24 protein-coding genes and 1 tRNA gene are annotated in these 25,299 nt (G+C 56.5%); 14 read left to right on the top strand and 11 right to left on the bottom strand.

Annotated elements, in window-relative coordinates; translation table 11 throughout:
- Positions 1-6: 6 nt before the first annotated feature.
- The 3 genes from efp to ecnB all read left to right on the top strand — a co-directional run bounded on the left by efp (position 7) and on the right by ecnB (position 1,018).
- Positions 7-573 carry an elongation factor P gene (gene efp, locus IM294_RS11380; RefSeq protein ID WP_003855940.1) on the top strand — a complete coding sequence of 189 codons (567 nt, stop codon included), beginning with the start codon at positions 7-9 and terminating at the stop codon, positions 571-573.
- 58 nt (positions 574-631) lie between these two features.
- A complete protein-coding gene (locus IM294_RS11375; RefSeq protein ID WP_028015234.1) occupies positions 632-763 on the top strand; it encodes an entericidin A/B family lipoprotein in 132 nt (43 codons plus the stop codon).
- Between the two features lie 108 nt (positions 764-871).
- Complete coding sequence (gene ecnB, locus IM294_RS11370; RefSeq protein WP_003855942.1) at positions 872-1,018, top strand: lipoprotein toxin entericidin B; 147 nt, start codon at positions 872-874, stop codon at positions 1,016-1,018.
- A gap of 40 nt (positions 1,019-1,058) precedes the next feature.
- Here ecnB and IM294_RS11365 read toward each other — a convergent pair whose 3' ends face one another.
- Positions 1,059-1,658, bottom strand: a complete 600-nt coding sequence (locus IM294_RS11365; protein WP_041911497.1) for a LuxR C-terminal-related transcriptional regulator — start codon at positions 1,656-1,658, stop codon at positions 1,059-1,061.
- Between the two features lie 259 nt (positions 1,659-1,917).
- Here IM294_RS11365 and sugE point away from each other — a divergent pair, with 259 nt between their 5' ends.
- Positions 1,918-2,235 carry a quaternary ammonium compound efflux SMR transporter SugE gene (gene sugE / locus IM294_RS11360; RefSeq protein ID WP_006178944.1) on the top strand — a complete coding sequence of 106 codons (318 nt, stop codon included), beginning with the start codon at positions 1,918-1,920 and terminating at the stop codon, positions 2,233-2,235.
- On the opposite strand, the gene IM294_RS11355 is transcribed toward sugE, so the two are convergent.
- Entirely contained in the window at positions 2,232-2,762 is a 531-nt protein-coding gene (locus tag IM294_RS11355; RefSeq protein ID WP_028015236.1) for a lipocalin family protein, read from the bottom strand. The genes sugE and IM294_RS11355 overlap by 4 nt on opposite strands.
- 106 nt (positions 2,763-2,868) lie before the next feature.
- Positions 2,869-4,014, bottom strand: a complete 1,146-nt coding sequence (locus IM294_RS11350; protein WP_126817982.1) for a cephalosporin-hydrolyzing class C beta-lactamase ACT-76 — start codon at positions 4,012-4,014, stop codon at positions 2,869-2,871.
- 132 nt (positions 4,015-4,146) lie between these two features.
- Between IM294_RS11350 and ampR the strand changes: the two genes are divergently transcribed.
- Positions 4,147-5,022 (top strand): LysR family transcriptional regulator AmpR, encoded by an 876-nt coding sequence (ampR, locus tag IM294_RS11345; RefSeq protein ID WP_126817981.1) that lies wholly within the window; start codon positions 4,147-4,149, stop codon positions 5,020-5,022.
- Between the two features lie 29 nt (positions 5,023-5,051).
- Here the strand turns inward: ampR and frdD are convergent, their stop codons facing one another.
- Genes frdD through frdA form a run of 4 tightly spaced genes read right to left on the bottom strand, consistent with a single transcriptional unit; the run spans position 5,052 to position 8,345 of the window.
- On the bottom strand, positions 5,052-5,411 hold the full coding sequence (gene frdD, locus IM294_RS11340; protein ID WP_000609653.1) for a fumarate reductase subunit FrdD: 360 nt from the start codon (positions 5,409-5,411) through the stop codon (positions 5,052-5,054).
- 10 nt (positions 5,412-5,421) lie between these two features.
- Positions 5,422-5,817 carry a fumarate reductase subunit FrdC gene (gene frdC, locus IM294_RS11335; protein ID WP_028015239.1) on the bottom strand — a complete coding sequence of 132 codons (396 nt, stop codon included), beginning with the start codon at positions 5,815-5,817 and terminating at the stop codon, positions 5,422-5,424.
- A 10-nt stretch (positions 5,818-5,827) separates the two neighbouring features.
- A complete protein-coding gene (locus IM294_RS11330; protein ID WP_041911494.1) occupies positions 5,828-6,562 on the bottom strand; it encodes a succinate dehydrogenase/fumarate reductase iron-sulfur subunit in 735 nt (244 codons plus the stop codon).
- Entirely contained in the window at positions 6,555-8,345 is a 1,791-nt protein-coding gene (frdA, locus tag IM294_RS11325; protein ID WP_028015241.1) for a fumarate reductase (quinol) flavoprotein subunit, read from the bottom strand. The genes IM294_RS11330 and frdA overlap by 8 nt, the downstream gene beginning before the upstream one ends.
- A gap of 310 nt (positions 8,346-8,655) precedes the next feature.
- On the opposite strand from frdA, the gene epmA reads away from it, so the two are divergent.
- Positions 8,656-9,633, top strand: a complete 978-nt coding sequence (gene epmA, locus IM294_RS11320) for an elongation factor P--(R)-beta-lysine ligase (protein WP_041911493.1) — start codon at positions 8,656-8,658, stop codon at positions 9,631-9,633.
- 198 nt (positions 9,634-9,831) lie between these two features.
- On the top strand, positions 9,832-11,331 hold the full coding sequence (gene yjeM, locus IM294_RS11315) for a glutamate/gamma-aminobutyrate family transporter YjeM (protein WP_045261278.1): 1,500 nt from the start codon (positions 9,832-9,834) through the stop codon (positions 11,329-11,331).
- Between the two features lie 37 nt (positions 11,332-11,368).
- Here the strand turns inward: yjeM and mscM are convergent, their stop codons facing one another.
- The 3 genes from mscM to rsgA form a co-directional block, all read right to left on the bottom strand.
- Positions 11,369-14,692 (bottom strand): miniconductance mechanosensitive channel MscM, encoded by a 3,324-nt coding sequence (mscM, locus tag IM294_RS11310; RefSeq protein ID WP_048999792.1) that lies wholly within the window; start codon positions 14,690-14,692, stop codon positions 11,369-11,371.
- 19 nt (positions 14,693-14,711) lie between these two features.
- Positions 14,712-15,680, bottom strand: a complete 969-nt coding sequence (asd, locus tag IM294_RS11305; RefSeq protein ID WP_028015245.1) for an archaetidylserine decarboxylase — start codon at positions 15,678-15,680, stop codon at positions 14,712-14,714.
- A 97-nt stretch (positions 15,681-15,777) separates the two neighbouring features.
- Positions 15,778-16,830, bottom strand: coding sequence for a small ribosomal subunit biogenesis GTPase RsgA (gene rsgA / locus IM294_RS11300; protein ID WP_032644955.1), 1,053 nt, complete (start codon positions 16,828-16,830; stop codon positions 15,778-15,780).
- 107 nt (positions 16,831-16,937) lie between these two features.
- Between rsgA and orn the strand changes: the two genes are divergently transcribed.
- Both orn and IM294_RS11290 read left to right on the top strand, forming a co-directional pair.
- A complete protein-coding gene (gene orn, locus IM294_RS11295; protein WP_028015247.1) occupies positions 16,938-17,483 on the top strand; it encodes an oligoribonuclease in 546 nt (181 codons plus the stop codon).
- Between the two features lie 196 nt (positions 17,484-17,679).
- Positions 17,680-17,755: transfer RNA gene (locus tag IM294_RS11290), tRNA-Gly, on the top strand.
- A 270-nt stretch (positions 17,756-18,025) separates the two neighbouring features.
- Here IM294_RS11290 and queG read toward each other — a convergent pair.
- The gene (queG, locus tag IM294_RS11285; RefSeq protein WP_126817980.1) at positions 18,026-19,165 is read right to left on the bottom strand and encodes a tRNA epoxyqueuosine(34) reductase QueG; all 1,140 of its coding nucleotides are present in this window, start codon (positions 19,163-19,165) and stop codon (positions 18,026-18,028) included.
- Between queG and nnr the strand changes: the two genes are divergently transcribed.
- From nnr to miaA, 5 genes are read left to right on the top strand one after another with little or no spacing between them, the layout of a single operon-like run.
- Positions 19,164-20,687 (top strand): bifunctional ADP-dependent NAD(P)H-hydrate dehydratase/NAD(P)H-hydrate epimerase, encoded by a 1,524-nt coding sequence (gene nnr, locus IM294_RS11280; RefSeq protein ID WP_126817979.1) that lies wholly within the window; start codon positions 19,164-19,166, stop codon positions 20,685-20,687. The two genes, queG and nnr, sit on opposite strands and share 2 nt — an antisense overlap.
- Positions 20,680-21,141 carry a tRNA (adenosine(37)-N6)-threonylcarbamoyltransferase complex ATPase subunit type 1 TsaE gene (gene tsaE, locus IM294_RS11275; RefSeq protein ID WP_028015250.1) on the top strand — a complete coding sequence of 154 codons (462 nt, stop codon included), beginning with the start codon at positions 20,680-20,682 and terminating at the stop codon, positions 21,139-21,141. Before nnr ends, tsaE begins: the two co-directional genes overlap by 8 nt.
- Positions 21,142-21,157: 16 nt before the next feature.
- The gene (gene amiB, locus IM294_RS11270) at positions 21,158-22,492 is read left to right on the top strand and encodes an N-acetylmuramoyl-L-alanine amidase AmiB (protein WP_126817978.1); all 1,335 of its coding nucleotides are present in this window, start codon (positions 21,158-21,160) and stop codon (positions 22,490-22,492) included.
- 9 nt (positions 22,493-22,501) lie between these two features.
- Complete coding sequence (gene mutL / locus IM294_RS11265) at positions 22,502-24,346, top strand: DNA mismatch repair endonuclease MutL (protein WP_126346000.1); 1,845 nt, start codon at positions 22,502-22,504, stop codon at positions 24,344-24,346.
- Complete coding sequence (miaA, locus tag IM294_RS11260) at positions 24,339-25,289, top strand: tRNA (adenosine(37)-N6)-dimethylallyltransferase MiaA (RefSeq protein WP_126817977.1); 951 nt, start codon at positions 24,339-24,341, stop codon at positions 25,287-25,289. Before mutL ends, miaA begins: the two co-directional genes overlap by 8 nt.
- Positions 25,290-25,299 lie beyond the last annotated feature (10 nt).

The raw sequence follows: 25,299 nt of genomic DNA, 5'->3' as shown, positions 1-25,299 counted from the left end.
GGCCTTATGGCAACGTACTATAGCAACGATTTTCGTGCTGGTCTTAAAATCATGATGGACGGCGAACCGTACGCGGTTGAAGCCAGCGAATTCGTTAAACCAGGTAAAGGTCAGGCATTCGCACGCGTTAAGCTGCGCCGCCTGCTGACCGGCACCCGTGTTGAGAAAACCTTCAAATCTACTGACTCCGCTGAAGGCGCTGATGTTGTCGATATGAACCTGACTTACCTGTACAACGACGGTGAGTTCTGGCACTTCATGAACAACGAAACCTTCGAGCAGCTGTCTGCTGACGCGAAAGCGATTGGCGATAACGCGAAGTGGCTGCTGGATCAGGCTGAGTGCATCGTGACCCTGTGGAACGGCCAGCCTATCGCCGTTACCCCACCAAACTTTGTTGAGCTGGAAATCGTTGAAACCGATCCAGGTCTGAAAGGTGACACCGCGGGTACTGGCGGCAAGCCAGCAACGCTCTCCACCGGCGCTGTGGTGAAAGTACCGCTGTTCGTACAGATCGGTGAAGTGATCAAAGTGGATACTCGCTCCGGCGAATACGTATCCCGCGTGAAGTAATTTACGTCATGATTCGAGGCGCAGCGTCCGCTGCGCCTGATTTTTGCAGGCAGGGATGATGAAACGTACCGTTAAAATTCTGCTTCTGTTAGCGCTCTCCAGCGTACTGCTTTCCGGCTGTAACACCGCCCGTGGCATGGGGGAAGATATCCAGGACCTCGGTCATATCATTTCTCACGCAGCCAGCTAAGTCCGTCTAATTTTCCTAAAATTGCTTCCTTTTCCGTCAATCGGCGGGATCTTGTCTATTCTTAAGTTGCTATACACAAAACAACTTTGGCTATAAAAGGAAGATATTATGGTTAAGAAAACAATTGCAGCGATCTTTTCTGTCCTCGTGCTTTCCTCCGTGTTGACTGCATGTAATACCACCCGCGGCGTAGGGGAAGATATCTCCGACGGTGGTAACGCGATTTCTGGTGCAGCAACTAAAGCTCAGAACTAATGAAGCATGGACGGTACGGCACGTGAGTTTCACCGTACCGTCAATTCTCTGCTTCCTGCAGGGATAAAAACGGTGAAAAGCGTGTATCCATATGCAGCTTCATGCGGATATTGCGTTTATAGGTATAAACCGTTTTTCCGTTAATGCTCAGGTGAGCGGCTATCTTTTGGTTGCTCGCGCCGTCCATCCATAACGTCAACACTTTCTCCTCCTGTCGTGTCAGCAAGGGGGCGGCCACCGTCGGGCGGTACGTGCTTGCGCGCGAAATTAACGCGTCATTGATAACCGTCGCGATTTCCTCAAGAGGGGCATTTTTCATTAGCGAAGACCAGACCGGGAAGTTCCCGAGCCAGGTCGCCAGGTCCTTGTCCTCTCCCGATTGCAGCATAATAAAAGGTAATTTTTCGCTGGCATTCAGCAAGGAAGAGAGTTGCTGGAAATGGTGAATATCCTGCCTGAAACCATGCAGGTCAGCGATGACCAGCTCAGGTTTCCATTGCAGAATGTGCTCTCTGGCGAGGAATAGATTGTTCAGCCCGGTCACAACGTAGTGCCCCGGGAACAAACCGGAATGATTGAGCCATGCTTCAAACCCGGTGCGGGTGAAGTGACAACGGTCAATCAAAAGAATCTTGAACATATTTTATTCGCAGTCGGCTAGTGGTTTGGCTTCCTGCCATCAGAAAGCACATCATCATAGAGAAGTCCGATGAGCTATAAATGCCTGAACTCCGCGCCATACTGCGGCTATTTCTGGGCTTAACGCGTTCATCAGAAAATGATTGAAAAAAAATCACACGCTAACCAAAATATGGGGTGTTATCTGCCTTGCGGGACGACCCGTAAGCGCTTCCTTCATCGGGGACGGCCCCAACTGTTTTTAAGTTAAGGAGCCCGAGATGTCCTGGATTATTCTCTTTATTGCTGGTCTGCTCGAAGTGGTATGGGCGATTGGTCTCAAGTACACCCACGGATTTACCCGCCTGACGCCCAGCGTTATTACCGTTACGGCGATGATCGTGAGCATTGTTCTGCTATCGTGGGCAATGCGTTCTCTGCCCGTGGGAACGGCCTATGCCGTCTGGACGGGGATCGGTGCCGTAGGCGCGGCGATTACCGGCATTCTGCTGCTGGGTGAGTCAGCGAGCCTGGCGCGCATTGCCAGCCTCGCTCTGATTGTTGCCGGTATCATTGGGCTGAAGCTCAGTACCCATTAACGGGGCTGTTTTACCCAAATAAGTTTCGACACATCAAACCCCTGTCGGGTCGCGACGTCCAGCATCTGCTGTTTCATTTCTGACGAAATAGTTGGCGTGCGGGAAAGTATCCACAGATAGTCGCGATCCGGCCCGCAGACCAGCGCGTGACGGTACTCTCTGTCGAGCGCTATCACGTTATAGCCGCCATAAAACGGGCCGAAGAAAGAGACTTTGAGCGCGGCCCGTCGCGGGTCGCCAGTGAAGTAGGCTTTCCCGACCGACTGCTGCCACATCTCCCGATCGGGATTATAGCCCCGATTGATCACCTGAATACCGCCATCATCCATTGGGCTGTAATTAGCAGTAACCTTCTCTAAGCCCTGCTCAAACCGATGGTCGAGGCGCGCGATTTCATACCATGTTCCAAGGAAGCGTTGTGCATCAAAAGGCGTGACGACGGTAACGCCAGGAGGTGGGGTAGGGGAACTGCAGGCCACCACTAAAAACGCGGCTGTCACCGCGGCGATAACAGGCAAAATGCGCATAGGAGTTTCCTTACTGTTTTTTTGTTAAGTGTAGATGACGGCAAGGAAAATGTGGTTTTTGTGCGGTGTGTTTCGCCGGGTAAGCGCAGCGCTACCCGGCAATGTTTTACTGCAGCGCGTCGAGGATACGGTATGCCGCCTCAACTCGCGCCGGATTCGGATAGCTTTTATTCGCCAGCATCACAATGCCGAGCTGCTTTTCAGGAATAAAGGCCACGTAGCTGCCAAACCCGCCGGTTGAGCCCGTTTTGTGCACCCATGAGGCCTTAACCGGGGGAACGGGTGGACTCACTTCTCTCGCAGGCAACGGTGCCAGCGCCACCATGTTATCACTGCCTCCGACGACGGTTTTGGCATCGACCGGCCAGTTAAGCATCTCCCAACCTAACCCCTGATACATGGCACCCACGCGCCAGTAGCGAGACTGCGCCAGCGTAATGCCTTGCTTCAGGGACGTATCCTGCAGTGCGTCAGGGGCCATATTGGCCATCACCCAGCTCGCCATATCCTGCACGTTGGTTTTCACGCCATATGCCTCTGCGTCCAGCATGCCCGGTGAAACGTGGACCGCTTTACCGTCACGATATCCCCAGGCGTAATGCGTCTCCTCCGCTTTCGGAACGTTAATCCAGGTATGATCCAGCTTGAGCGGCTTAAGGACCCGCGTCGTCATGGCCTGCTCATAGCTCATGCCGGAAGGTTTGACCGCCAGCGCGCCAAAAAGACCGATGCTGGAGTTGGCGTAAAGACGCGTTGTGCCCGGCTTCCACTGAGGCTGCCAGTTTTGATAGAAGCGCAGCAGGGAAGCGTTATCTGTGACCTCATCGGGCACCTGTAAAGGCAGGCCACCGGCGGTGTAGGTTGCCAGATCCAGCATGCGAATCCCTTGCCACTGCTTGCCGGTCAGATCAGGCCAATATTTGGTTACCGGATCGCCCAGCGAAATTTCGCCGCGGGCAATAGCATCGCCCCCCAGCACGCCGGTGAAGGTTTTACTTATAGAGCCCAGCTCGAACAGGGTTTGCGGGGTGACGGGTTTGTTCGCCGCGATATCGGCCTTTCCAAAGGTAAAGTAGTGTGGCTGGCCCTGATAAATCACGGCCACCGCCATGCCTGGAATACCCTGCGCTTTCATCAGGGGCGTAACGTTGCGTTCTACCACGTCAGCCAGCTGTTTTTCCGACATCGGCGCGGCGAGTACAGAGCAGGATGTGCTGAGCAGCAGGGCGCAGCAAAGGAATTTTTTCATCATCAATTATCTTCCATAATAGCAGGTCAAGGGAGTGTCCGGGCCCGGCAGACCGCTGTAGTCTGTTAGATTTGACTATGGCTGACAAACGGTTAAATTTAGCATGAGCTGTTAATTTTTCTAACGGATGGAACAATGACCCGCAGCTATCTTCCGCTTAATTCGCTTCGCGCCTTCGAAGCGGCCGCCCGGCACCTCAGTTTTACGCATGCAGCGATAGAGCTGAACGTCACCCATTCCGCCATCAGCCAGCACGTTAAGGCGCTGGAGCAGCATCTGAATTGCCAGCTGTTTGTCCGCGTCTCGCGCGGCCTGATGCTGACCACGGAGGGTGAAAATCTGCTGCCGGTGCTGAATGATTCATTCGATCGTATCGCCGGAATGCTGGATCGCTTTGCCAGCCAGCGCGCTCAGGAGAAGCTAAAAATTGGCGTAGTAGGGACTTTCGCCACGGGTATCCTGTTCTCTCATCTCGCGGACTTTCGCCGCTGTTATCCGCATATCGATCTTCACCTTTCCACCCATAACAACCGCGTCGATCCGGCTGCTGAAGGGCTTGATTATACGATCCGCTACGGCGGAGGGGCGTGGCACGGCACCGAGGCGCAATTCCTGTGCCCTGCGCCGCTGGCGCCGCTTTGCTCGCCCGAAATCGCCGCCGTGCTCCAGTCTCCGGCCGACATCCTGAAGTTTACCCTGCTGCGCTCTTACCGACGCGACGAATGGTCGGCGTGGATGCAGGCGGCAGGCGAGCATCCTCCGTCGCCAACGCACCGGGTGATGGTGTTTGATTCGTCTGTCACCATGCTGGAAGCCGCACAGGCAGGTATGGGCATTGCCATTGCGCCTGTCGATATGTTTACCCATTTGCTGAACTGCGAGCGCATCGTGCAGCCGTTTACAACGCAAATTGATCTGGGCAGTTACTGGTTAACGAGACTGCAGTCGCGGGCTGAAACGTCCGCAATGCGTGAATTTGCCCAGTGGCTGGTGGGAAAGATGCAGAAATAAAAGGCCCGCCGGATGGCGGGCCAGAAGCGTCAGATAGTGACCACGGCAATCAGCGTCACCACGGTCAGGATGGTTGCCAGCCCGTAGAACACCCATTTACCGCTCGGCACATGGATTTTCAGGTCATGCATCGCATGGTGAATGCGGTGCAGGCCGCACCACAGCGGCAGGACGATCATCAGGAAGATGAACACGCGGCCAATAAAGCTGCTCGCAAACGCCAGCACGCGCTCGTAGCTCAGCGCATCGCCCGGGAACAGCCCCAGCGGCAGCATAATGCCGACCAGCAGGATGATTACCGGGGCGATGATGGCACTCCACATGCCGCCTGCGCCAAACAGGCCCCAGAAGACCGGCTCGTCAGAACGTTTTGGATTTGGATTGATCACAGTAGTCTCCTTACCAGAACAGTGCGACAAACAGAATGACAACCGTGACCAGGATCGTCACTGCCCATAGCCCTTTAATGACTGGCTCCGGCCCCATTTTTTCGTCTTTAATGATGATGTTTGCCGCTTTTGGCGCCAGCTCAAACCAGGTTTTGGTATGAAGTAGCGCCGCCGCGAGCGCGATCAGGTTCAGAACCACGATGATTGGGTTTTGCAGGAAACCGACAAAGTTCGCCCAGGTTTCCGGCCCGTGTTTAAGGGCAAAAACGCCATACATTAACTCAAGGCTGAACCAGACCGCCGGGACCGCCGTGCCTTCACGCAGCATATAGAAGCGATAAAACGGCAGGTTTTTCCACCAGGTGGACGGCACAGGCCGCACGTAGGCTTTGCGTTTAGTCGTCATCATGCACTCCTTAGCGTGGTTTCAGGGTAGCGATAAGAAAGTCTTTCGAGCTTTCCACTTTACCCTGCTGAATTGCGGCGGCCGGGTCGACGTGCTTCGGACAGACTTCGGAGCAGTAGCCCACAAACGTACAGGTCCAGACGCCGTTCTGGCCGTTTAGCTGCGCCATACGTTCTTTTTTGCCGTGGTCGCGGCTGTCTTCGTTATAGCGGTGCGCCAGGGTAATGGCGGCCGGGCCGATGAACTCCGGGTTCAGGCCAAACTGAGGACAGGCGGCGTAACACAGGCCGCAGTTGATGCAGCCGGAGAACTGATGGTATTTCGCCATCTGCGCCGGCGTCTGGGTGTTCGGACCCTGGTCCGGCGTGCGCGGGTTGCCGATGATGTACGGCTTAATCGCTTCCAGGCTTTCGATAAAGTGGGTCATATCGACCACCAGATCGCGCTCGATTGGGAAGTTGCCCAGCGCTTCAACCTTAATGCCCTTGGTGTAGTCACGCAGGAAGGTTTTACAGGCCAGCTTCGGTACCTTGTTGACCATCATGCCGCAGGAGCCGCAGATCGCCATGCGGCAGGACCAGCGGTAGCTCAGGTCCGGCGCCAGGTTGTCTTTGATATAGCCGAGCGCATCCAGGAGGGAGGTTTGCTCGTCATAAGGCACTTCGTAGAAAGCGCTGTGGGGGGCGGTATCCACTTCCGGGTTGTAGCGCACCACTTCAACTTTCAATTTTTGCATCTCAGCCATTCGCCTTCTCCTTCTTCTCGGCGGCTTCTGCTTCTGCGCCATACACGCGTTTAGCCGGTGGCAGCGTGGTGATTTTCACGTCGCTGTAGTCCAGACGCGTGGTGCCATCCGCATCGCGCCAGGCGAGAGTGTGTTTCAGGAAATTGACGTCGTCACGTTCGGTGCAGCCTTCGTCCAGACGCTGGTGGGCGCCGCGAGACTCTTTACGCGCCAGCGCAGAGTGCGCCATACATTCCGCGACGTTCAGGCCGTGGCCAAGCTCAATGGTATAGAGCAGGTCGGTGTTGAAGACGCTGGAGGTATCGGTGATGCGCACGCGCTTGAAGCGCTCCTGAAGCTCCGCCAGCTTGTCGACGGTTTTCTGCATCAGTTCCGGCGTACGGTAGATACCGCAGCCTTCTTCCATCGACAGGCCCATCTCGTCGCGGATCTTCGACCAGTTCTCGTTGCCTTCCTGGTTCACCAGATCCTTCAGGCGTTTTTCAACGTCTGTGACCTGCGCATCCAGCGCCGCACCGTTTGCTTCGCCTGCGGTCGCCGCACGCTCCATAGCGCGCTCGCCCGCCATGCGGCCAAAGACGACCAGCTCTGCCAGTGAGTTAGAGCCCAGACGGTTGGCACCGTGCAGGCCGACGGAGGAACACTCGCCCACCGCGAAAAGCCCTTTAATGCGGGTTTCACACTGCTGGTCGGTTTCAATCCCACCCATGGTGTAGTGCGCGGTTGGGCGTACCGGTATCGGCTCTTTCACCGGGTCGACGCCCACGTAGGCTTTTGCCAGTTCGCAGATAAACGGCAGACGCTCCAGCAGTTTCTTCTCGCCCAGGTGACGCAGGTCGAGATAGACCACGTCGCCGCGTGGCGTTGAGATGGTGTTGCCCTTGCGCCACTCGTGCCAGAAGGCCTGAGAAACTTTGTCGCGCGGGCCGAGCTCCATGTATTTGTTTTTCGGCTCGCCGAGCGGGGTTTCCGGGCCCATGCCGTAATCCTGCAGATAGCGGTAGCCGTTTTTGTTGACCAGAATACCGCCTTCACCGCGGCAGCCTTCCGTCATCAAAATGCCGGAGCCCGGCAGGCCGGTTGGGTGATACTGCACAAACTCCATATCGCGCAGCGGCACGCCGTGGCTCAGCGCCATGCCCATCCCGTCGCCGGTGACGATGCCGCCGTTGGTGTTGTAGCGATAGACGCGTCCCGCACCGCCCGTTGCCATCACCACCGCATTGGCGCGGATCTGGACGAGCGTGCCTTCCATCATATTCATCGCCACCAGGCCACGTGCATGACCGTCGTCGACCAGAATGTCGAGGACAAAATGTTCATCGAAGCGCTGAATTTGTGGGAACTGAAGGGAGGTCTGGAAGAGGGTGTGCAGCATGTGGAAGCCGGTCTTATCGGCGGCGAACCAGGTGCGTTCGATCTTCATGCCACCGAAGCGGCGGACGTTGACGCTCCCGTCCGGGCGGCGGCTCCACGGACATCCCCACTGCTCGAGCTGGGTCATCTCCGTTGGGCAATGGTGCACGAAGTAGTCAACGACATCCTGTTCGCAAAGCCAGTCGCCCCCTGCAACCGTGTCGTGGAAATGGTATTCGAAGCTGTCATGATCCTGCGCGACGGCGGCGGATCCTCCTTCTGCTGCCACCGTGTGGCTGCGCATCGGATAGACTTTTGAAATCAATGCGATTTTAGCGTTCGGGTTGGCTTGTGCCGCAGCAATTGCAGCGCGTAATCCAGCCCCGCCAGCGCCTATTACGGCAAGATCGGCTTGAAAAGTTTGCACGACATTCCTCCAGATTTTTGTTTTCCCGCAATGCGATGCACTAAAGGAAGTTCACCTGCCCGAACGGGCGATTGCGGAAGCGATTCCACTGCTCCTTTATGGGTATAACAGTATAACCGCGTAGATGTGAGGGAAATTTGACGTGTTCGATTTTTTTGCTGTTCTGTGCGGTGATTTATCATCGTGATTGATGAAATGCATCACAGAATAATCCACATAAATGAAATACGCGTTTTTACTGCGCAAAATTTGTCTCTGCCACTGCTAACGAGTAGACTTCGTGCCCTTGTCTGAAATCGGAGAAAAACTCATGAGCGAAACGGCCACCTGGCAGCCGAGCGCATCCATCCCAAATCTGTTAAAACGCGCCGCAATTATGACGGAGATCCGCCGTTTCTTTGCCGACCGCGGCGTCCTGGAGGTGGAAACCCCGTGCATGAGTCAGGCAACGGTAACGGATATTCATCTGGTCCCGTTTGAAACCCGTTTTGTTGGCCCAGGCCACTCCCAGGGCATGAATCTGTATCTGATGACCAGCCCGGAATACCACATGAAGCGCCTGCTGGCGGCGGGGTGTGGTCCGGTGTATCAGCTGTGCCGCAGCTTCCGTAATGAAGAGATGGGGCGTCACCACAACCCGGAATTCACCATGCTGGAGTGGTACCGCCCGCACTATGATATGTACCGCCTGATGAATGAGGTGGACGATCTGCTGCAGCAGGTACTGGACTGCTCAGAAGCCGAAACGCTCTCCTATCAGCAGGCCTTCCAGCGCCATCTGGAAATCGATCCGCTGTCGGCGGACAAAGCCCAGCTGCGTGAAGTGGCGGCAAAACTGGATCTGAGCAACGTGGCGGATACCGAAGAGGATCGTGACACGCTGCTGCAGCTGCTGTTCACCTTCGGCGTGGAACCGCAGATTGGCAAAGATCGCCCGACGTTTGTCTATCACTTCCCGGCAAGCCAGGCGTCTCTGGCGCAGATCAGCACCGAAGATCACCGCGTAGCAGAGCGTTTTGAGGTTTACTACAAAGGCATCGAGCTGGCGAACGGCTTCCACGAGCTGACCGACGCGCGTGAACAGCAGCAGCGTTTCGAGCAGGACAACCGTAAGCGCGCCGCGCGCGGTCTGCCGCAGCAGCCGATTGATGTTAACTTGCTGGAAGCATTAAAAGCCGGTCTGCCGGATTGCTCCGGCGTGGCGCTGGGCGTGGATCGTCTGGTCATGCTGGCGCTGGGCGCCGAGCAGCTGGGCGATGTGATTGCCTTTACGGTCGATCGCGCCTAAAGAATGGCCGGGTGGCGCTGTCGCTTACCCGGCATATAGTATCTGTGGCAATATTCCTTTCCATTTCTTCTCCGCAACATTAAAAACTGCCATTTTCTCTGTACACGGGTCTTTTTCTTAAATTGCCTCGTATAGCCACAATATTAGTCTGGTCATCTGCTACCATCCGCGCAGTTTAATTCCTCTTCGGATGGTTATATGTCCCAGTCACTCAAAAAGATGACCCTCACCGGGCTCATCCTGATGATTTTTACGTCAGTTTTTGGCTTTGCCAACAGCCCGTCGGCTTTCTATCTGATGGGCTACAGCGCGACGCCGTTTTATATCGTTTCTGCTCTGTTCTTCTTTATCCCGTTTGCGCTGATGATGGCGGAGATGGGCTCGGCTTACCGGAAAGAAGAGGGCGGTATCTATTCATGGATGAACAACAGCATCGGCCCGCGCTACGCGTTTATCGGCACGTTTATGTGGTTCTCCTCCTACGTCGTCTGGATGGTCAGCACGGCGGCCAAAGTCTGGGTGCCGTTCTCCACGTTTCTTTTCGGTGCGGATAAAACGCAGGTCTGGTCTTTAGCCGGGCTGAGCTCCACGCAGGTGGTCGGAATTCTGGCGGTGTGCTGGATGGTGGTGGTGACGCTGGTGGCGTCAAAAGGCATCAACAAAATTGCCCGTATCACTGCCGTTGGCGGTATTTCCGTGATGTGCCTGAACCTGGTGCTGCTGCTGGTGAGTATCGCCATTCTGTGCCTGAACGGCGGACACTTCGCGCAGGAGGTGAACTTCGTTTCATCGCCTAATCCGGGCTATCAGTCCGGGCTGGCCATGCTCTCCTTCGTGGTATTTGCCATTTTTGCCTACGGCGGTATTGAAGCGGTAGGTGGGCTGGTCGATAAGACCGAGAACCCGGAAAAAAACTTTGCCAAAGGGATTATTTTTGCCGCCATCGTCATCTCCATCGGCTATTCGCTGGCGATTTTCCTCTGGGGCGTTAGCACTAACTGGCAGCAAGTGTTGAGTAACAATACCACTAACCTCGGGAACATCACCTACGTGCTGATGAAAAGCCTGGGAATGACGCTGGGTAACGCCATGCACCTGACGCCGGAAGCATCGGCCACCCTGGGGATCTGGTTTGCGCGCATTACCGGCCTGTCGATGTTCCTTGCCTATACCGGCGCGTTCTTCACGCTAATCTACTCGCCGCTGAAAGCAATCATCCAGGGTACGCCAAAAGCGCTGTGGCCGGCACGCATGACGCAGCTCAATACCGCAGGCATGCCTGCCAACGCCATGTGGATGCAGTGTCTGCTGGTGTGCGTGTTCATTCTGCTGGTGTCATTTGGCGGTGATACCGCGTCTGCGTTCTATAACAAGCTGACCCTGATGGCAAACGTGTCGATGACGCTGCCGTACCTGTTCCTGACGCTGGCGTTCCCGTTCTTTAAGGCGAAGCGGGATCTTGAGCGTCCGTTTGTGATCTTCAAAACCCGCGCGGCAACGCTGCTGGCGACCACGGTGGTGGTGCTGGTCGTGGCGTTTGCCAACATCTTTACCGTTATTCAGCCCGTGGTTGAGGCGAACGACTGGAACAGCGCGCTGTGGATGGTCGGTGGGCCAGTCTTCTTCTCGCTGCTGGCGATGGGGATTTATGAGAATTACCGCCGGCGCTCAATGGCGTACGTCACAGAAGTGGCGTAGCGGTAAAATGCCCCTCCCGAAAGGGAGGGGAGAACGATTACAGACTTCCCGCCGGGCGCGATCTAGCCGCCGACGTGAGCGTTTTACCCATCTTGCGTCCGTCCATGCTTTCCAGACGCATCTGGAACGGTGGGAACGGCATATCAATACCATGCTCGCGGAAGCCCGCCAGAATCAGCTGGTGGATCTCATGGCGCAGCGGCATGCGGTGCCCCATTTCGGCGGCGTAGATACGCAACTCGAAAATCTGGATCCCCTGCTGTAGATCAACCAGGAATACTTCCGGCGCAGGGTTATCGAGCACCAGCGTACAGCGTTCAGCGGCGGTGTAGAGGATCTGTGTGACCTCTTCACTGTTGGCATCCGACGGCGCCGGTACCGTCAGCACCACGCGCGTGACGGAGTCCGACAGGGACCAGTTGATAAACTGCTCTGTAATAAATGCCTTGTTCGGCACGATGATCTCTTTACGGTCCCAGTCGCTGATCGTGGTGGCGCGGGTGTTGATCTTCGTTACGCTCCCGGTCAGATCGCGGATCGTCACCGTATCGCCAATGCGAATCGGCTTTTCAAACAGGATGATCAGGCCGGATACAAAGTTAGCGAAAATCTCCTGCATGCCAAAGCCAAGGCCAAACGTCAGCGCGGCCACCAGCCACTGCAGTTTAGACCACTCAATACCAATCATTGAGAACCCGACCATTCCGCCAAACAGCAGTATCAGGTATTTCGTAATGGTCGTAATGGCGTATCCCGTGCCGGGGGTTAAATCCAGATGCTGCAGCAGCGCCAGCTCCAGCAGTGCCGGGAAGTTACGCACCAGTTGGGTGGTGATGATCAGCACCAGAATGGCAATCAGCACCGCGCCTAAGGTGATCGGCTCCAGGCTTTCAACGCCCTGCACCGTGGACGTCACGTCCCACAGAGAGATGTTCTCCAGGAAGCCAAACGCGGAGTGAATTTCCGACCACAGGAAGATCACCGACAGAAGGGCAATCAGCATCAGGAGGGAGCGCACCAGGCGCAGAGACTGGGTGCTGATGGCATCCAGATCCAGTTCGACCTCGTCCGCATCCATCGTGCCTTCCGTGCTGTTGACATGGGTTGGCTCTTCCTCGCCACGGGCACGCTGAGCGAGGATCTCTGCCCGGCGGTGCTTGGCACGGTCAAAGGCCAGACGGCGGCGCTGGATCAGCATCCCGCGCCGGATCACGTGATACACCACCAGCAGCAGGAACCAGATCGCCACCGACGTTTCCAGTCGCGCCAGCAGCGCCTGCGAGGTTGCCAGGTAACCTACCGCCGCTGCCAGCATCGCAATCAGAGGAGCGCTCAGCAGCAGGTTCCAGAGCAGCCGGTTGAACATGTTGTCGCCGCTGCCGGATTTATCCAGATAGAGCGGTATCCCCGCGCGTTTCAGGCTGAGCGTGACGATGGCCAGCGCGCCGCAGATCAGCATAAAGCAGAGGCGGCCCAGCGAGCCTGAGAATTCCCGGTCGTTGAGATTATCAAACATGATCAGCGCCATAATCAGCGGCACAATCAGCCCGATGCTCATCAGGTAATAGCGCATGGCGCGCGCCACGCGGTTACGAGGCCAGCCAAAGTGGGCGATGAACAGGCCGTTAGGCCGCGCGAACGTCGCGCAAATCATCACCACCCACAGCAACGGTACCGTGGCGGTGACACCATCGCCAATGGCGACCGCGAGCGGATAGGGCCAGGCTTCCCGCAGGCCATAGCCAAGCGTCATCCACAGCACCGGTAGCGGAGAGGCGACGAGAATCGACCAGAACACGGTGCGCAGCGTCAGCCAGAAGTGATCCTGAGTGACTTTCCCCACCCGCGCGCTGGAACGCTCCAGGAAGCGGGTGAAATGTCTGCGCGAATAAATGCTGAAGCCCACCAGAACCAACGCGCCCAGCAGCGGGAAAATCGTCTCTTTACTGGTCAGCATCATCACGCTGGCCTGTCCGAGCTGGCTAAAGGTGTCGAGGGAAATCAGGCGGCGCAGATCCTGAACGATCTCAATTGGCCACGAGAAGGTCATTGGACGTACGTCGGATGTCCAGAAGAGATAACGGTGCGTAGCCTCGTTCACCTCTTTCAGCGCGTCTTCCAGCTGGCTGTTAGAGACCTTGAGCTTAGTCAGTTCCAGAATCAGCGTATCCCCGCCCTGCAGCAGGGAGTTCAGCAGTTCGCGCTGGGTGCGCAACTGGGCTTCCAGAATACGGTTTTGCTCGCTGGTCAGAGGTTGTCCGTCAGCCTGACGGATCTGGCGTATTTGCGGCTGCTTATTGAGAAGATCTTCAAAGTGCAGTCGCTGCACGCGCAGCTGGGCCATCTCGGTATCCAGCTGCTGCGGTTTCGGCATTTCCGGCAGGCGCGCGACCTGGGCGCGTAACGCTTCGCCCAGCAGGTTTGATGACCCGAGCCACTGGGACTGCTCGCGCAGGGTGTTGAGCGCCTGGCGCACCTGCAGGGTTTGATTCGTCGCCTGACGCTGCTGGGAGGCAACCAGATCCATACGCTGCGCCTGCTGATTCAGGGCGGCAGAAAGCTCGCGGTTGACCTTAAACTGATCGACGATACCTTCCGGCAGATTGGCGCTGTTTTCCGCCAGCAGCTCGGTGCTTTCAAGCGCTCGCTCGGCTTCGCGCTGGCGCTGGCTGTTAAGCAAATTACGCAGGGCCTGAAGGTACGCATCCAGCTGCTCGCTCTGCTTCTGAGCGAGTTCAGAGCGCATCCGCGCCAGCTCCTGGCGGTTGTTGGCGGAAAGCTGCGCCAGCTCCAGCTCATCCACAAGAGCCTTCAGACGGGCAGATTCCGCCTGCAGACCCAGATTTTGCGCCTGAGCCTGCGGCGTGTTGCCGCTTTGCGTACCCACGCGGCGCTCAACGTCGTTAAGCTGGCGGCGGGCGTCGGTTTGCTGCTGCGGAAGCTGGCTGAGGGAGTCGGCAATTTCACGCGCTCGCTCCTGCTCCTGCTGAGCCAGGCGGCTCTTTTCCAGAAGTTGGCTGCTGACCTGCAGGATTTCCTGGTTCAGGGCGTCGGTGGTCATGCCTTCCGGCACTTCGCGCGGCTCATCGCGCAGATTAGCGAGCTGCGCGCGCAGCGTTTGCGAGAGTTTAGGGAAGTTGTCGATAACCTGCTGATACTGCTGAGCGCGCTCAAGCGAGCCTTTCCGCTCTTCAAGCGCGTTCAGTGCGGACTGGAGTGACTCAACGGTCTCTGGCTGAGCGGGTTTAGCCGCTTTCGCCTGCTCCAGCTCCTGGGTTATCTGTTTGGCGTCGGGGGCTGTCGCTGCGTACGCCCCCATGCTGAGGCACCAGGCCATCAGTAGAACGATAATCGGGCGCACGTCAGCGATCCTTCTGTTGTTAGCCTTCGTCTTTTTTGTCGTCAACCAGCGGGCTGGCGTCGTGCTCGGCGTCGATCTCTTCTTGCGGCAGCGGAGCAGGTTCTGCATCCGGCGTCACGAAGGTTTCGGTAGAGACCGCCAGCGGCTGACCCAGTTTGGTGACCGACAGGCTTTCGAGCTGCTCAGCCAGCTTCACTTTGCCCGGCGCAAACAGGTTGATGACGGTAGAGCCCAGCTTGAAGCGACCCATTTCCTGGCCTTTCAGCAGGGCGACAGAGCCTTCTTCTTCACCGGCAGGCCACGTCCAGCGCTTGATCACGCCTTCACGCGGCGGGGTAATGGTGCCAGCCCAGACGGTTTCGATGCTGCCGACAATGGTCGCGCCAACAAGAATCTGCGCCATAGGGCCGAATTCAGTATCGAACAGGCAGATGACGCGTTCGTTACGGGCAAACAGGTTCGGTACATTTTGCGCGGTCAGGTGGTTCACGGAGAACAGATCGCCCGGCACGTAGATCATCTCACGCAGGATACCGTTACACGGCATGTGTACGCGGTGGTAGTCGCGCGGTGACAGATAGGTAGTGGCAAAGGTACCGTTGCGGAACAGGTCCGCCATCAGGTAATTGCCCGCCAGCAACGCTTCCAGGCTGTAGTTGTGGCCCTTCGCCTGCAGGATTTTGTCGTCTTCGATGTTACCCAACTGGCTGATCACGCCGTCTGCTGGCATCACCAGGACGTTAGGGTCGGTGTTCAGCGGGCGCACTTCGTCGCGCAGCGGGCGCACGAAAAACTCGTTGAACGTGCGGTAGCTGGCGGTGTCCGGCTTCTGCGCTTCTTTCATGTCGACCTTGTAATACTTAACGAAAAGGTCGATGACCAGTTTGGTCAGCCAGCCCGCGCGTTTGCTTGCGCCCCAGCCCGCCAGGCGAGTGAGCCACAGTTTTGGCAGAATGTATTGAAGCGAAAGTTTAAATGCGTTTAACAAGGTAGCCTCCAGGCCATTGTTTTGTCATTCCTGATCCGGCAGTAAGCCGCCGGAACCTGAAAAAAGGGGACGATTTTAGCGATGCTTAGCTTAGTTGTCAGTTATCAGAATCAGAAAAGTTTTTACGCGTTTTTACCTGATCCATGCTCTCAAGAATGCGGTGGTAATTCTCGAAGCGGGTCTCCGCGATTTCACCTTTCTCAACCGCTTCGCGGATAGCGCAGCCTGGATCGTTATCGTGTTTGCAGTCGCGGTATTTGCAAGCGCCTAAATAATCATGGAATTCGACAAATCCATTAAAGATTTGTTCCGGCTCAAGATGCCATAAACCGAATTCACGCACGCCCGGTGAGTCGATCACATCGCCACCGTGCGGGAAGTGATACAGGCGTGATGCGGTGGTGGTGTGCTGGCCCAGACCCGAGACGTCAGACACGTCGTTAGTGAGGATCTCCTGCTGGAGGCCGAGAAGGTTGTTTAGCAGGCTCGATTTCCCCACGCCGGACTGACCCGCAAAGATGCTGATGCGATCGGTAAGCGCCTCTTCCAGCGGTTTCAGTCCGTCTTTGGTGTAGCTGGACACCATCAGAACGCGGTAGCCAATCTTGCGGTAGATATCCATCTGCTCATTAACGAAAGCCATGCCTTCGTCATCCAGCAGATCGATTTTGTTCAGCACGATAATCGGTTCAACCTGCAGCGTTTCACAGGCGACAAGGTATCGGTCGATAATATTGAGCGAAAGTTCGGGCAAAATCGCCGATACGATGACAATCTGGTTAATGTTGGCGGCAATCGGCTTCACCCCGTCGTAAAAATCGGGACGGGTTAACACGGACGTACGCTCATGGACCGCTTCAACGATACCTTTTACCGTAACGCCCTCTGCCGCCTCTTTACCCGGTCGCCAGACGACGCGGTCGCCGGTCACCAGAGAACGAATGGTCCGGCGAATGTTACAGCGGTGGATTTCGCCATCAGCGGATTCCACGTCGGCGTGCATACCGAAACGGCTGATGACTACGCCTTCCGTTGGTTCGCCAAACAGGTTGTCGTCGTAATCGACCTTCTCCGAAGTGGTTTTAAGACGGCGCTGATGATTGGCATTCACGCGGCGCTGCTGCCCTTTGGAGAGTTTATTTTTACTCAATCGCACTGGCTCCTGGTCGCCCGTAAGGGGCAAAACCTCTATGATACACTCTAATTAATACTAGTTAACCTGCTACTGCCGGTTATGCGAGAAGGGTGGAAAATAACATGAGCGCGGATGAAAACAACCTGATTTGGATCGATCTCGAAATGACCGGGCTGGATCCCGAGCGCGATCGCATTATTGAGATTGCAACTCTGGTGACCGATGCCAACCTGAATATCCTTGCCGAAGGGCCAACGATTGCGGTGCATCAGTCCGACGACCAGCTTGCGCTGATGGATGAGTGGAACGTGCGTACCCACACCGGCAGCGGTCTTGTCGAGCGCGTGAAGGCGAGCACGCTGGGCGATCGCGAGGCGGAACTGGCGACGCTCGAATTTCTGAAGCAGTGGGTACCAGCGGGTAAATCGCCGATCTGCGGGAACAGCATCGGTCAGGATCGTCGTTTCCTCTTCAAGTACATGCCGGAGCTGGAGTCTTACTTCCATTACCGCTATCTGGACGTGAGCACCCTGAAAGAGCTGGCGCGCCGCTGGAAACCTGAAATTCTGGACGGCTTTAAAAAACAGGGTACGCACCAGGCGATGGACGATATCCGCGAGTCCGTGGCGGAACTCGCGTACTACCGCGAAAACTTTATTAAGCTGTGATTTTGAGATCCGGCACCTTGCGTGGCCGGGTTTTTGTCGTTAAATTGTTCAGCTTGCCGATTAAATAAGCACTTGAACTGAATTTCGAAAAAATCACTTTGAGGGGGGTTGCAGCTAAAAGGATTTCTCGTATAATGCGCCTCCCGTAACGACAGAGAATTACACGTTACGACAGCAACAAAAGCAGTACAGATTTGCGGGAATAGCTCAGTTGGTAGAGCACGACCTTGCCAAGGTCGGGGTCGCGAGTTCGAGTCTCGTTTCCCGCTCCAAATTCTTCTTCATCTCTAAAATATCCACAGCGAAAAGACGCGCTGGGGACGTTTTCTATTGCATCTGAAATAGTCTTGTAAACAGAGTTATCCACAGAATTCGCGCTTTACCCAAACCGTACAGAAAGTTAGCAGGGTGAATAATATCTTCCCAAACCACTGTATTAATTGGATAAAATTTCATTTCAAAATGTTATTGAGATCACTTGACCTCTTCTCAAGTCCAGATGGCGCTTGAGTTTTTATTTTTATTCACAGGCTGTGAATATATCACGCATCCCGCGTAAGCCCTTTTTCAATCACCCTAACCAGCCGCTGTTTCTTAGGAAGCTGCACCTCGACCACACAGGCATTTCGCTTCTCGATTTGCTGCGCAATCGCCCATTCTATGTGTTCATCAAGAAGTGGGTGCTCACCTCTACGGCTTTCGAGCGCCTGAATATTCGCTTCATCCCACGGGGCATTGCCCAGCGCGACGGCCACGTTTCGCAGCCAGCGCAGGTGGCCGATACGGCGAATAGCGGAACCTTCCGTCACCTTCAGGAACCAGGCTTCGGTCCAGGCGAACAGCTCAATAAGCTGTGGCGCATGCAGCGCTTTACGCGGGCTGAAGTCCTCTTCTTCCGTCAGCTGTGAATAGCGGTTCCACGGGCAAATCAGCTGGCAGTCGTCGCAGCCGTAGATCCGGTTGCCGATAAGCGGTCGAAACTCTTCCGGGATCGCCCCTTCAAGCTCTATCGTGAGATAGGAGATGCAGCGGCGGGCATCAACGGTGTAAGGCTCAACGATGGCGCCCGTCGGGCAGATGGTCATGCAGGCCACGCAGCGGCCACAGCCTTCCTCCACCGGGCCATCTACCGGCAGGGGTAAATCTATCAGTAACTCACCGAGGAAGAAGAACGATCCGGCGTCGCGGCTCAGGATAAGTGAGTGCTTACCTGTCCAGCCAAGTCCGGCTTTTTCGGCGATCGGGCGCTCAAGAACAGGCGCGGAATCGACAAAGGGTCTAAAATTCAGCGAATCACAGTGCTGCTGAATGGTTTCCCCGAGTTTTTTTAAGCGGTTACGCAGAAGCTTATGGTAATCACGTCCCAGAGCGTACCGGCTGACGTAACCCAGGGAGGGATTTTTTAGCGTGCGCGCAAAGGCCGCATTGGCAGGCAGGTAGTTCATGCGCACGCTGATGACGCGTAGTGTACCCGGTAAAAGTTCATGTGGACGGGCGCGCATCATGCCGTGACGCGCCATCCACTCCATTTCGCCGTGGTATTGTTTGTCCAGCCAGGCCTGCAGTTTTGGCTCGCTGGCAGAGAGGTCGGTATCGGTAATGCCTACCTTCTGGAAGCCAAGCTCAGCACCCCACTGTTTTATTTTTTGCGCTAATTCATTGAGATCGAGGGGCTGTGACATGACGGACCATACGGTGAAGAAAAACCCCGCAAGTATACCACATTCCATCTGGCATGCGGATGACCTCCGGCGCGCCGAAAAAGAGGCCGCAGACAGTCTCGGCATTACCCTTTATGAACTGATGCAGCGCGCGGGAGAGGCGGCGTTTAACGTTGCCCGCAGCGCGTACCCGCAGTCCACTCACTGGCTGATTTTGTGCGGGCACGGCAATAACGGCGGCGACGGTTACGTCGTTGCGCGTCTTGCCGTTGCAGCCGGTCTCCGCGTTACCCTGCTGGCGCTGGAGAGTGATAAGCCCCTGCCGGAAGAGGCCTGCGCGGCGCGGGAGGCATGGCTGAACGCAGGTGGCGTGATTCATGCTCCTGATATCGTCTGGCCGGAAGATGTTGATCTGATTGTTGATGGTCTGCTGGGGACCGGGCTACGCAGCGCGCCTCGCGAAAACATTGCCGCGCTTATTGAACACGCTAACGGGTACTCTGCGCCGGTAGTCGCGTTGGATATTCCGTCGGGCCTGATCGCGCAGACCGGCGCGACGCCTGGCGCCGTTATTCAGGCTGCGCACACCGTGACCTTTATCGCTCTGAAGCCGGGCCTGTTAACCGGAAAAGCGCGGGATGTGGTCGGCGTATTGCACCATAACGCGCTGGGGCTGGAGAGCTGGCTTGTTGGACAGGAAACGCTCCTGTCGCGCTTTGATTCCTCGCAGCTAAAAGAGTGGCTTCCGCCGCGCCGCCCAACGTCTCACAAGGGCGACAACGGCAGGCTGGTGATTATTGGTGGCGATCGCGGTACGGCAGGAGCGGTTCGCATGACCGGTGAGGCGGCACTTCGCGGCGGTGCCGGGTTAGTGCGAGTACTCACTCGCATTGAAAATATTGCGCCAATCATCACAGCCCGACCGGAACTGATGGTCCATGAGCTTACGCCCCAGACGCTGGAAGAAAGCCTCGAATGGGCGGATGTGGTGGTTATTGGTCCCGGGCTTGGGCAACAGACATGGGGTAAACAGGCCCTGCAAAAGGTCGAGAATTTTCGTAAACCGATGTTGTGGGATGCCGACGCGCTTAACCTTCTGGCAATAAACCCGGATAAGCGTCACAATCGCATCCTGACGCCACACCCCGGCGAAGCCGCGCGCCTGCTTAACTGCAGCGTGGCAGAAATTGAAAGCGATCGCTTACTTTCTGCTCAGCGTCTGGTAAAACGTTACGGAGGTGTTGCCGTTTTGAAAGGGGCAGGCACCGTTGTCGCCAGTGACGAGACGCAGGGCATTATTGATGCCGGAAATGCGGGCATGGCGAGCGGCGGTATGGGCGATGTGCTTTCAGGCATCATCGGCGCATTGCTTGGACAGAAACTTCCCCTTTATGATGCAGCCTGTGCGGGCTGTGTGGCCCACGGCGCGGCAGCTGACAGGCTTGCTGCGCGGGAGGGGACACGCGGTATGCTGGCCACCGATCTCTTTTGCACGCTGCGGCGTGTTGTTAACCCGGATGTGATTGACGTAGAAAATGACTAATCGAGCGATTCCTTTACCTGATGAACAAGCCACTTTAGATCTCGGCAAGCGCGTGGCGCAGGCCTGTCAGGGGGCAACCGTCATTTATCTGTATGGCGATTTAGGTGCGGGTAAAACCACCTTCAGCCGGGGTTTTTTGCAGGCGTTAGGGCATAACGGGAACGTGAAAAGCCCTACCTACACGCTGGTCGAGCCGTACACCCTCGACAATCTTATGGTGTACCACTTTGATTTATACCGCCTTGCGGATCCTGAGGAGCTGGAATTTATGGGGATCCGTGATTATTTTGCCAACGACGCCATCTGCCTGGTGGAGTGGCCGCAACAAGGTGCGGGTGTGCTGCCTGACCCGGATGTCGAAATTCACTTAGATTACCAGGCTCAAGGGCGTGAGGCTCGCATCAGTGCGGTTTCCTCATCAGGGTGTTCCTTACTGGCGCGTCTCGCCGGTTAAGAGTAGGGATGACGGGATGATTAGTCGCGTTAAAGGTTGGGTGTTGGCTGCGACGGTGCTGCTGTGCGCGCAGGCCGGGGCGGCAAGCCTTTCGGATATTCAGGTGTCAAACGGCGAAAGCCAGGCGCGGATTACGTTCAGCTTTATGGGCGACCCTGAATACGCGTTTTCACAGCCAGACAGCCACAGCGTGGCGCTGGATATCAAACAGACAGGCGTGATCCAGGGGCTACCGCTGCGGTTCAGCGGTAACAACCTGGTGAAAAGTATCCGCTCGGGTACCCCTCAGGACAGCCAGTCGCTGCGCCTGGTGGTCGATCTGACCGAAAAGGGCAAAACGAAGGCGGTGAAGCAGCAAAACGGGGCGAACTATACGGTGGTCTTCACCATCAATGCCGATGTTCCGCCGCCTCCGCCGCCACCGGTTGTCGCGAAACGCGTGGAAGAGCCGGTGTATATGCCTCGCCCATCGGAACCTGCGCGTAATCCGTTTAAATCGCAGAACGATCGCATCACCGCGGCAACCAGCAGTAACACGGTAACGCGTCCGGCGGTCAGCGCACGGCGTACGGTCAGCGGTGACAAAGTGATTATCGCCATTGATGCCGGGCACGGTGGACAGGATCCTGGAGCGATTGGCCCGGGCGGCACGCGAGAGAAAAATGTCACTATTGCGGTGGCCCGCAAGCTGCGGACGCTGTTAAACGATGATCCGATGTTTAAAGGCGTACTAACCCGCGACGGCGACTATTTTATCTCTGTGATGGGCCGCTCAGACGTGGCGCGTAAGCAAAACGCCAATTTCCTGGTCTCCATTCACGCGGATGCCGCGCCGAACCGTAACGCGACGGGCGCCTCGGTATGGGTCCTGTCGAACCGCCGGGCAAACAGCGAAATGGCCAACTGGCTGGAAGAGCATGAGAAACAGTCTGAACTGTTAGGCGGCGCGGGTGATGTGCTGGCAAACAGCCAGTCTGACCCATACCTCAGCCAGGCGGTGCTGGATTTACAGTTCGGTCATTCTCAGCGCGTCGGGTATGATGTCGCCACTAACGTATTGAACCAGTTGCAGGGCATCGGGGCATTGCATAAGCGCCGCCCTGAACATGCGAGCCTGGGCGTTCTGCGCTCGCCGGATATTCCGTCAATTCTGGTAGAGACGGGCTTTATCAGCAATAACAGTGAAGAGCGCCTGCTGGGCAGCGACAGCTATCAGCAGCAAATTGCCGAAGCGATTTATAACGGTTTACGTAAATATTTTGAGGCGCATCCTCTGCAGTCCGCGCCGCAGGGCGGAGCAGCCCAGACGGCCAGCGCCGCGCAGCCGGGTGGGTTGACCGCCACAAATTAAGGAGATTTCATGCCGATTCAGGTTCTGCCGCCGCAGCTCGCGAACCAAATCGCCGCCGGTGAGGTGGTGGAACGCCCTGCGTCGGTGGTGAAGGAGCTGGTTGAAAATAGCCTCGATGCGGGCGCCACCCGCATTGATATTGATATCGAACGCGGCGGCGCAAAGCTTATCCGCATTCGCGACAACGGCTGCGGCATCAAAAAAGAGGAGCTGGCGCTGGCGCTGGCGCGTCATGCCACCAGTAAAATTGCCTCTCTGGATGACCTGGAAGCGATTATCAGCCTCGGTTTTCGCGGCGAAGCGCTGGCCAGTATCAGCTCGGTTTCTCGTTTAACGCTGACCTCCCGCACCGCTGAACAGCAGGAAGCCTGGCAGGCTTACGCTGAAGGGCGGGATATGGACGTCACGGTCAAACCCGCGGCGCACCCTGTCGGTACTACGCTGGAAGTTCTGGACCTGTTCTACAATACTCCCGCCCGCCGCAAGTTTATGCGTACCGAAAAAACCGAGTTCGGCCATATCGACGAGATCATCCGCCGAATTGCGCTCGCCCGTTTCGACGTCACCATCAACCTCAGCCATAACGGCAAGGTGATGCGCCAGTACCGCGCGGTGGCTGAAGGTGGTCAGAAAGAGCGACGGTTAGGCGCTATCTGCGGGACGCCGTTCCTGGAGCAGGCGTTGGCTATCGAGTGGCAGCACGGCGATCTGGCTTTACGCGGCTGGGTGGCCGATCCGAACGCCAGTAGCGCGGCGTATTCTGAAATTCAGTATTGCTACGTGAATGGCCGCATGATGCGCGATCGCCTCATTAACCACGCCATTCGCCAGGCCTGCGAAGACAAGCTCGGGGCCGATCAGCAACCGGCCTTTGTGCTTTATCTGGAGATCGACCCGCATCAGGTGGATGTCAACGTCCATCCTGCCAAGCATGAAGTACGGTTCCATCAGTCGCGTCTGGTGCATGATTTTATCTACCAGGGCGTGCTGAGCGTGCTGCAACAGCAGCTTGAACCCACGCTGCCGCTGGAAAAAGAAGACTCCGCACCGCGCCCCATTCCGGAAAACCGTGTTGCTGCGGGCCGCAACCATTTTGCGGAGCCTGCCGTCGCGCGTGAACCAGACGCCCCGCGTTTCTCCTCTGCAGGTGCCGCGCCGCGTCCGACGGGCGTGAACTACCCGAACGCTCAGCCCGGCTATCAGAAGCAGCAGGGGGCGCTGTACCGTAAACTGCTGGAAACGCCCGCAGTCGAGCGCAAAGAGCACGTTTCGGTGGCGTCACCTTCCCTTGAAGGCCATAGCCAGAGTTTTGGCCGGGTGCTGACGATTATCGCACCGGATATGGCCCTGCTTGAGCGCGACGGCAAACTGCTGCTTCTGGCGCTGCCGGTTGCCGAACGCTGGCTCAAGCAGGCGCAACTGACGCCGGGGGAACATGCGGCCTGTGCGCAGCCGTTATTGATCCCGGTTCGCCTGAAAATATCCGCTGAAGAAACAAGGGTATTGCAGCGTGCAGAGGCCCAGCTGGCGCAAATGGGCATTGAAATTGTGCTCGAACCACAACATGTGACAATTCGCGCAGTGCCTTTACCCTTACGCCAACAAAATTTACAAAACTTGATTCCTGAACTGATAGGCTACCTGGCGCAGCAAACATCGTTGGAGGCTGCCAACACCGCGCAGTGGATCGCCCGCCATCTGGCCAGCGAACATTCACCGTGGAGTATGGCGCAGGCGATTACCGTGCTGGCGGAGGTGGAACGCCTCTGCCCACAGTTGGTGAAAGCGCCGCCGGGTGGGTTATTACAACCTGTTGATTTAAAAACGGCGATGACCGCCCTGAAACATGACTGACGTAAGCAAGGCGAGCCTGCCAAAGGCAATTTTTTTAATGGGCCCAACGGCCTCTGGCAAAACAGCGTTAGCCATTGAGTTACGTAAAGTTTTGCCTGTAGAGTTGATTAGCGTTGATTCCGCCCTCATCTATCGAGGGATGGACATCGGCACGGCGAAGCCCGGCGCAGACGAACTGCGTGCGGCACCGCACCGTTTACTGGATATTCTCGACCCGGCAGAGGCTTACTCCGCAGCGGATTTCCGCCGGGACGCCCTGGCTGAGATGGCCGAGATAACGGGGGCGGGGCGTATACCGCTGTTGGTTGGCGGAACCATGCTCTACTTCAAGGCGCTGCTCGAAGGTTTGTCACCCTTACCTTCTGCAGATCCTGAAATCAGAGCAAAGATTGAGCAGCAGGCGGCAGAGCAGGGGTGGGACGCATTGCATAAGCAACTGGCAGAGATTGACCCGGTTGCGGCGGCGCGAATCCATCCAAACGATCCGCAAAGGCTTTCCCGGGCACTGGAAGTTTTTTTCATTTCGGGTAAAACTTTAACGGAACTGACGCAAACGTCAGGAGACGCTCTGCCGTATCAGGTGCATCAGTTCGCCATCGCCCCGGCGAGCCGTGAACTGCTCCATCAACGAATTGAGCAGCGTTTTCATCAGATGTTGGCTTCAGATTTTGAAGCAGAAGTGCGGGCGCTATTTGCCCGTGGAGATTTGCATACGGATATGCCTTCCGTTCGTTGTGTGGGATACCGCCAGATGTGGTCGTATCTTGAAGGTGAGATTTCATACGATGAAATGGTTTATCGAGGTGTTTGCGCCACGAGACAGTTAGCGAAGCGCCAGATCACCTGGTTGCGCGGTTGGGAGGGGGTTCACTGGTTAGACAGTGAAAAACCGCAACAGGCGTTAAACGATGTGATTGAGGTTGTTGGTGATATCGCCCACTGAATGTGTACAA

The organism is Enterobacter cloacae complex sp. P43RS (assembly GCF_014930585.1).
Classification (GTDB): domain Bacteria; phylum Pseudomonadota; class Gammaproteobacteria; order Enterobacterales; family Enterobacteriaceae; genus Enterobacter; species Enterobacter bugandensis.
Note: the sequence above shows the minus strand (reverse complement) of the source record. Positions and strands in the feature narration are given on the sequence as shown.

Excerpts from the sequence above, each read along its gene's own strand:
- efp (WP_003855940.1), top strand. The coding sequence starts at position 7 with ATGGCAACGTACTATAGCAACGATTTTCGTGCTGGTCTTAAAATCATG.
- epmA (WP_041911493.1), top strand. The coding sequence starts at position 8,656 with ATGAGCGAAACGGCCACCTGGCAGCCGAGCGCATCCATCCCAAATCTG.
- sugE (WP_006178944.1), top strand. The coding sequence starts at position 1,918 with ATGTCCTGGATTATTCTCTTTATTGCTGGTCTGCTCGAAGTGGTATGG.
- mutL (WP_126346000.1), top strand. The coding sequence starts at position 22,502 with ATGCCGATTCAGGTTCTGCCGCCGCAGCTCGCGAACCAAATCGCCGCC.
- yjeM (WP_045261278.1), top strand. The coding sequence starts at position 9,832 with ATGTCCCAGTCACTCAAAAAGATGACCCTCACCGGGCTCATCCTGATG.
- ampR (WP_126817981.1), top strand. The coding sequence starts at position 4,147 with ATGACCCGCAGCTATCTTCCGCTTAATTCGCTTCGCGCCTTCGAAGCG.
- orn (WP_028015247.1), top strand. The coding sequence starts at position 16,938 with ATGAGCGCGGATGAAAACAACCTGATTTGGATCGATCTCGAAATGACC.
- tsaE (WP_028015250.1), top strand. The coding sequence starts at position 20,680 with ATGACTAATCGAGCGATTCCTTTACCTGATGAACAAGCCACTTTAGAT.
- IM294_RS11355 (WP_028015236.1), bottom strand. The coding sequence starts at position 2,762 with ATGCGCATTTTGCCTGTTATCGCCGCGGTGACAGCCGCGTTTTTAGTG.
- amiB (WP_126817978.1), top strand. The coding sequence starts at position 21,158 with ATGATTAGTCGCGTTAAAGGTTGGGTGTTGGCTGCGACGGTGCTGCTG.
- miaA (WP_126817977.1), top strand. The coding sequence starts at position 24,339 with ATGACTGACGTAAGCAAGGCGAGCCTGCCAAAGGCAATTTTTTTAATG.
- nnr (WP_126817979.1), top strand. The coding sequence starts at position 19,164 with ATGACGGACCATACGGTGAAGAAAAACCCCGCAAGTATACCACATTCC.
- frdC (WP_028015239.1), bottom strand. The coding sequence starts at position 5,817 with ATGACGACTAAACGCAAAGCCTACGTGCGGCCTGTGCCGTCCACCTGG.
- queG (WP_126817980.1), bottom strand. The coding sequence starts at position 19,165 with ATGTCACAGCCCCTCGATCTCAATGAATTAGCGCAAAAAATAAAACAG.
- IM294_RS11350 (WP_126817982.1), bottom strand. The coding sequence starts at position 4,014 with ATGATGAAAAAATTCCTTTGCTGCGCCCTGCTGCTCAGCACATCCTGC.
- IM294_RS11330 (WP_041911494.1), bottom strand. The coding sequence starts at position 6,562 with ATGGCTGAGATGCAAAAATTGAAAGTTGAAGTGGTGCGCTACAACCCG.
- IM294_RS11375 (WP_028015234.1), top strand. The coding sequence starts at position 632 with ATGAAACGTACCGTTAAAATTCTGCTTCTGTTAGCGCTCTCCAGCGTA.
- IM294_RS11365 (WP_041911497.1), bottom strand. The coding sequence starts at position 1,658 with ATGTTCAAGATTCTTTTGATTGACCGTTGTCACTTCACCCGCACCGGG.
- ecnB (WP_003855942.1), top strand. The coding sequence starts at position 872 with ATGGTTAAGAAAACAATTGCAGCGATCTTTTCTGTCCTCGTGCTTTCC.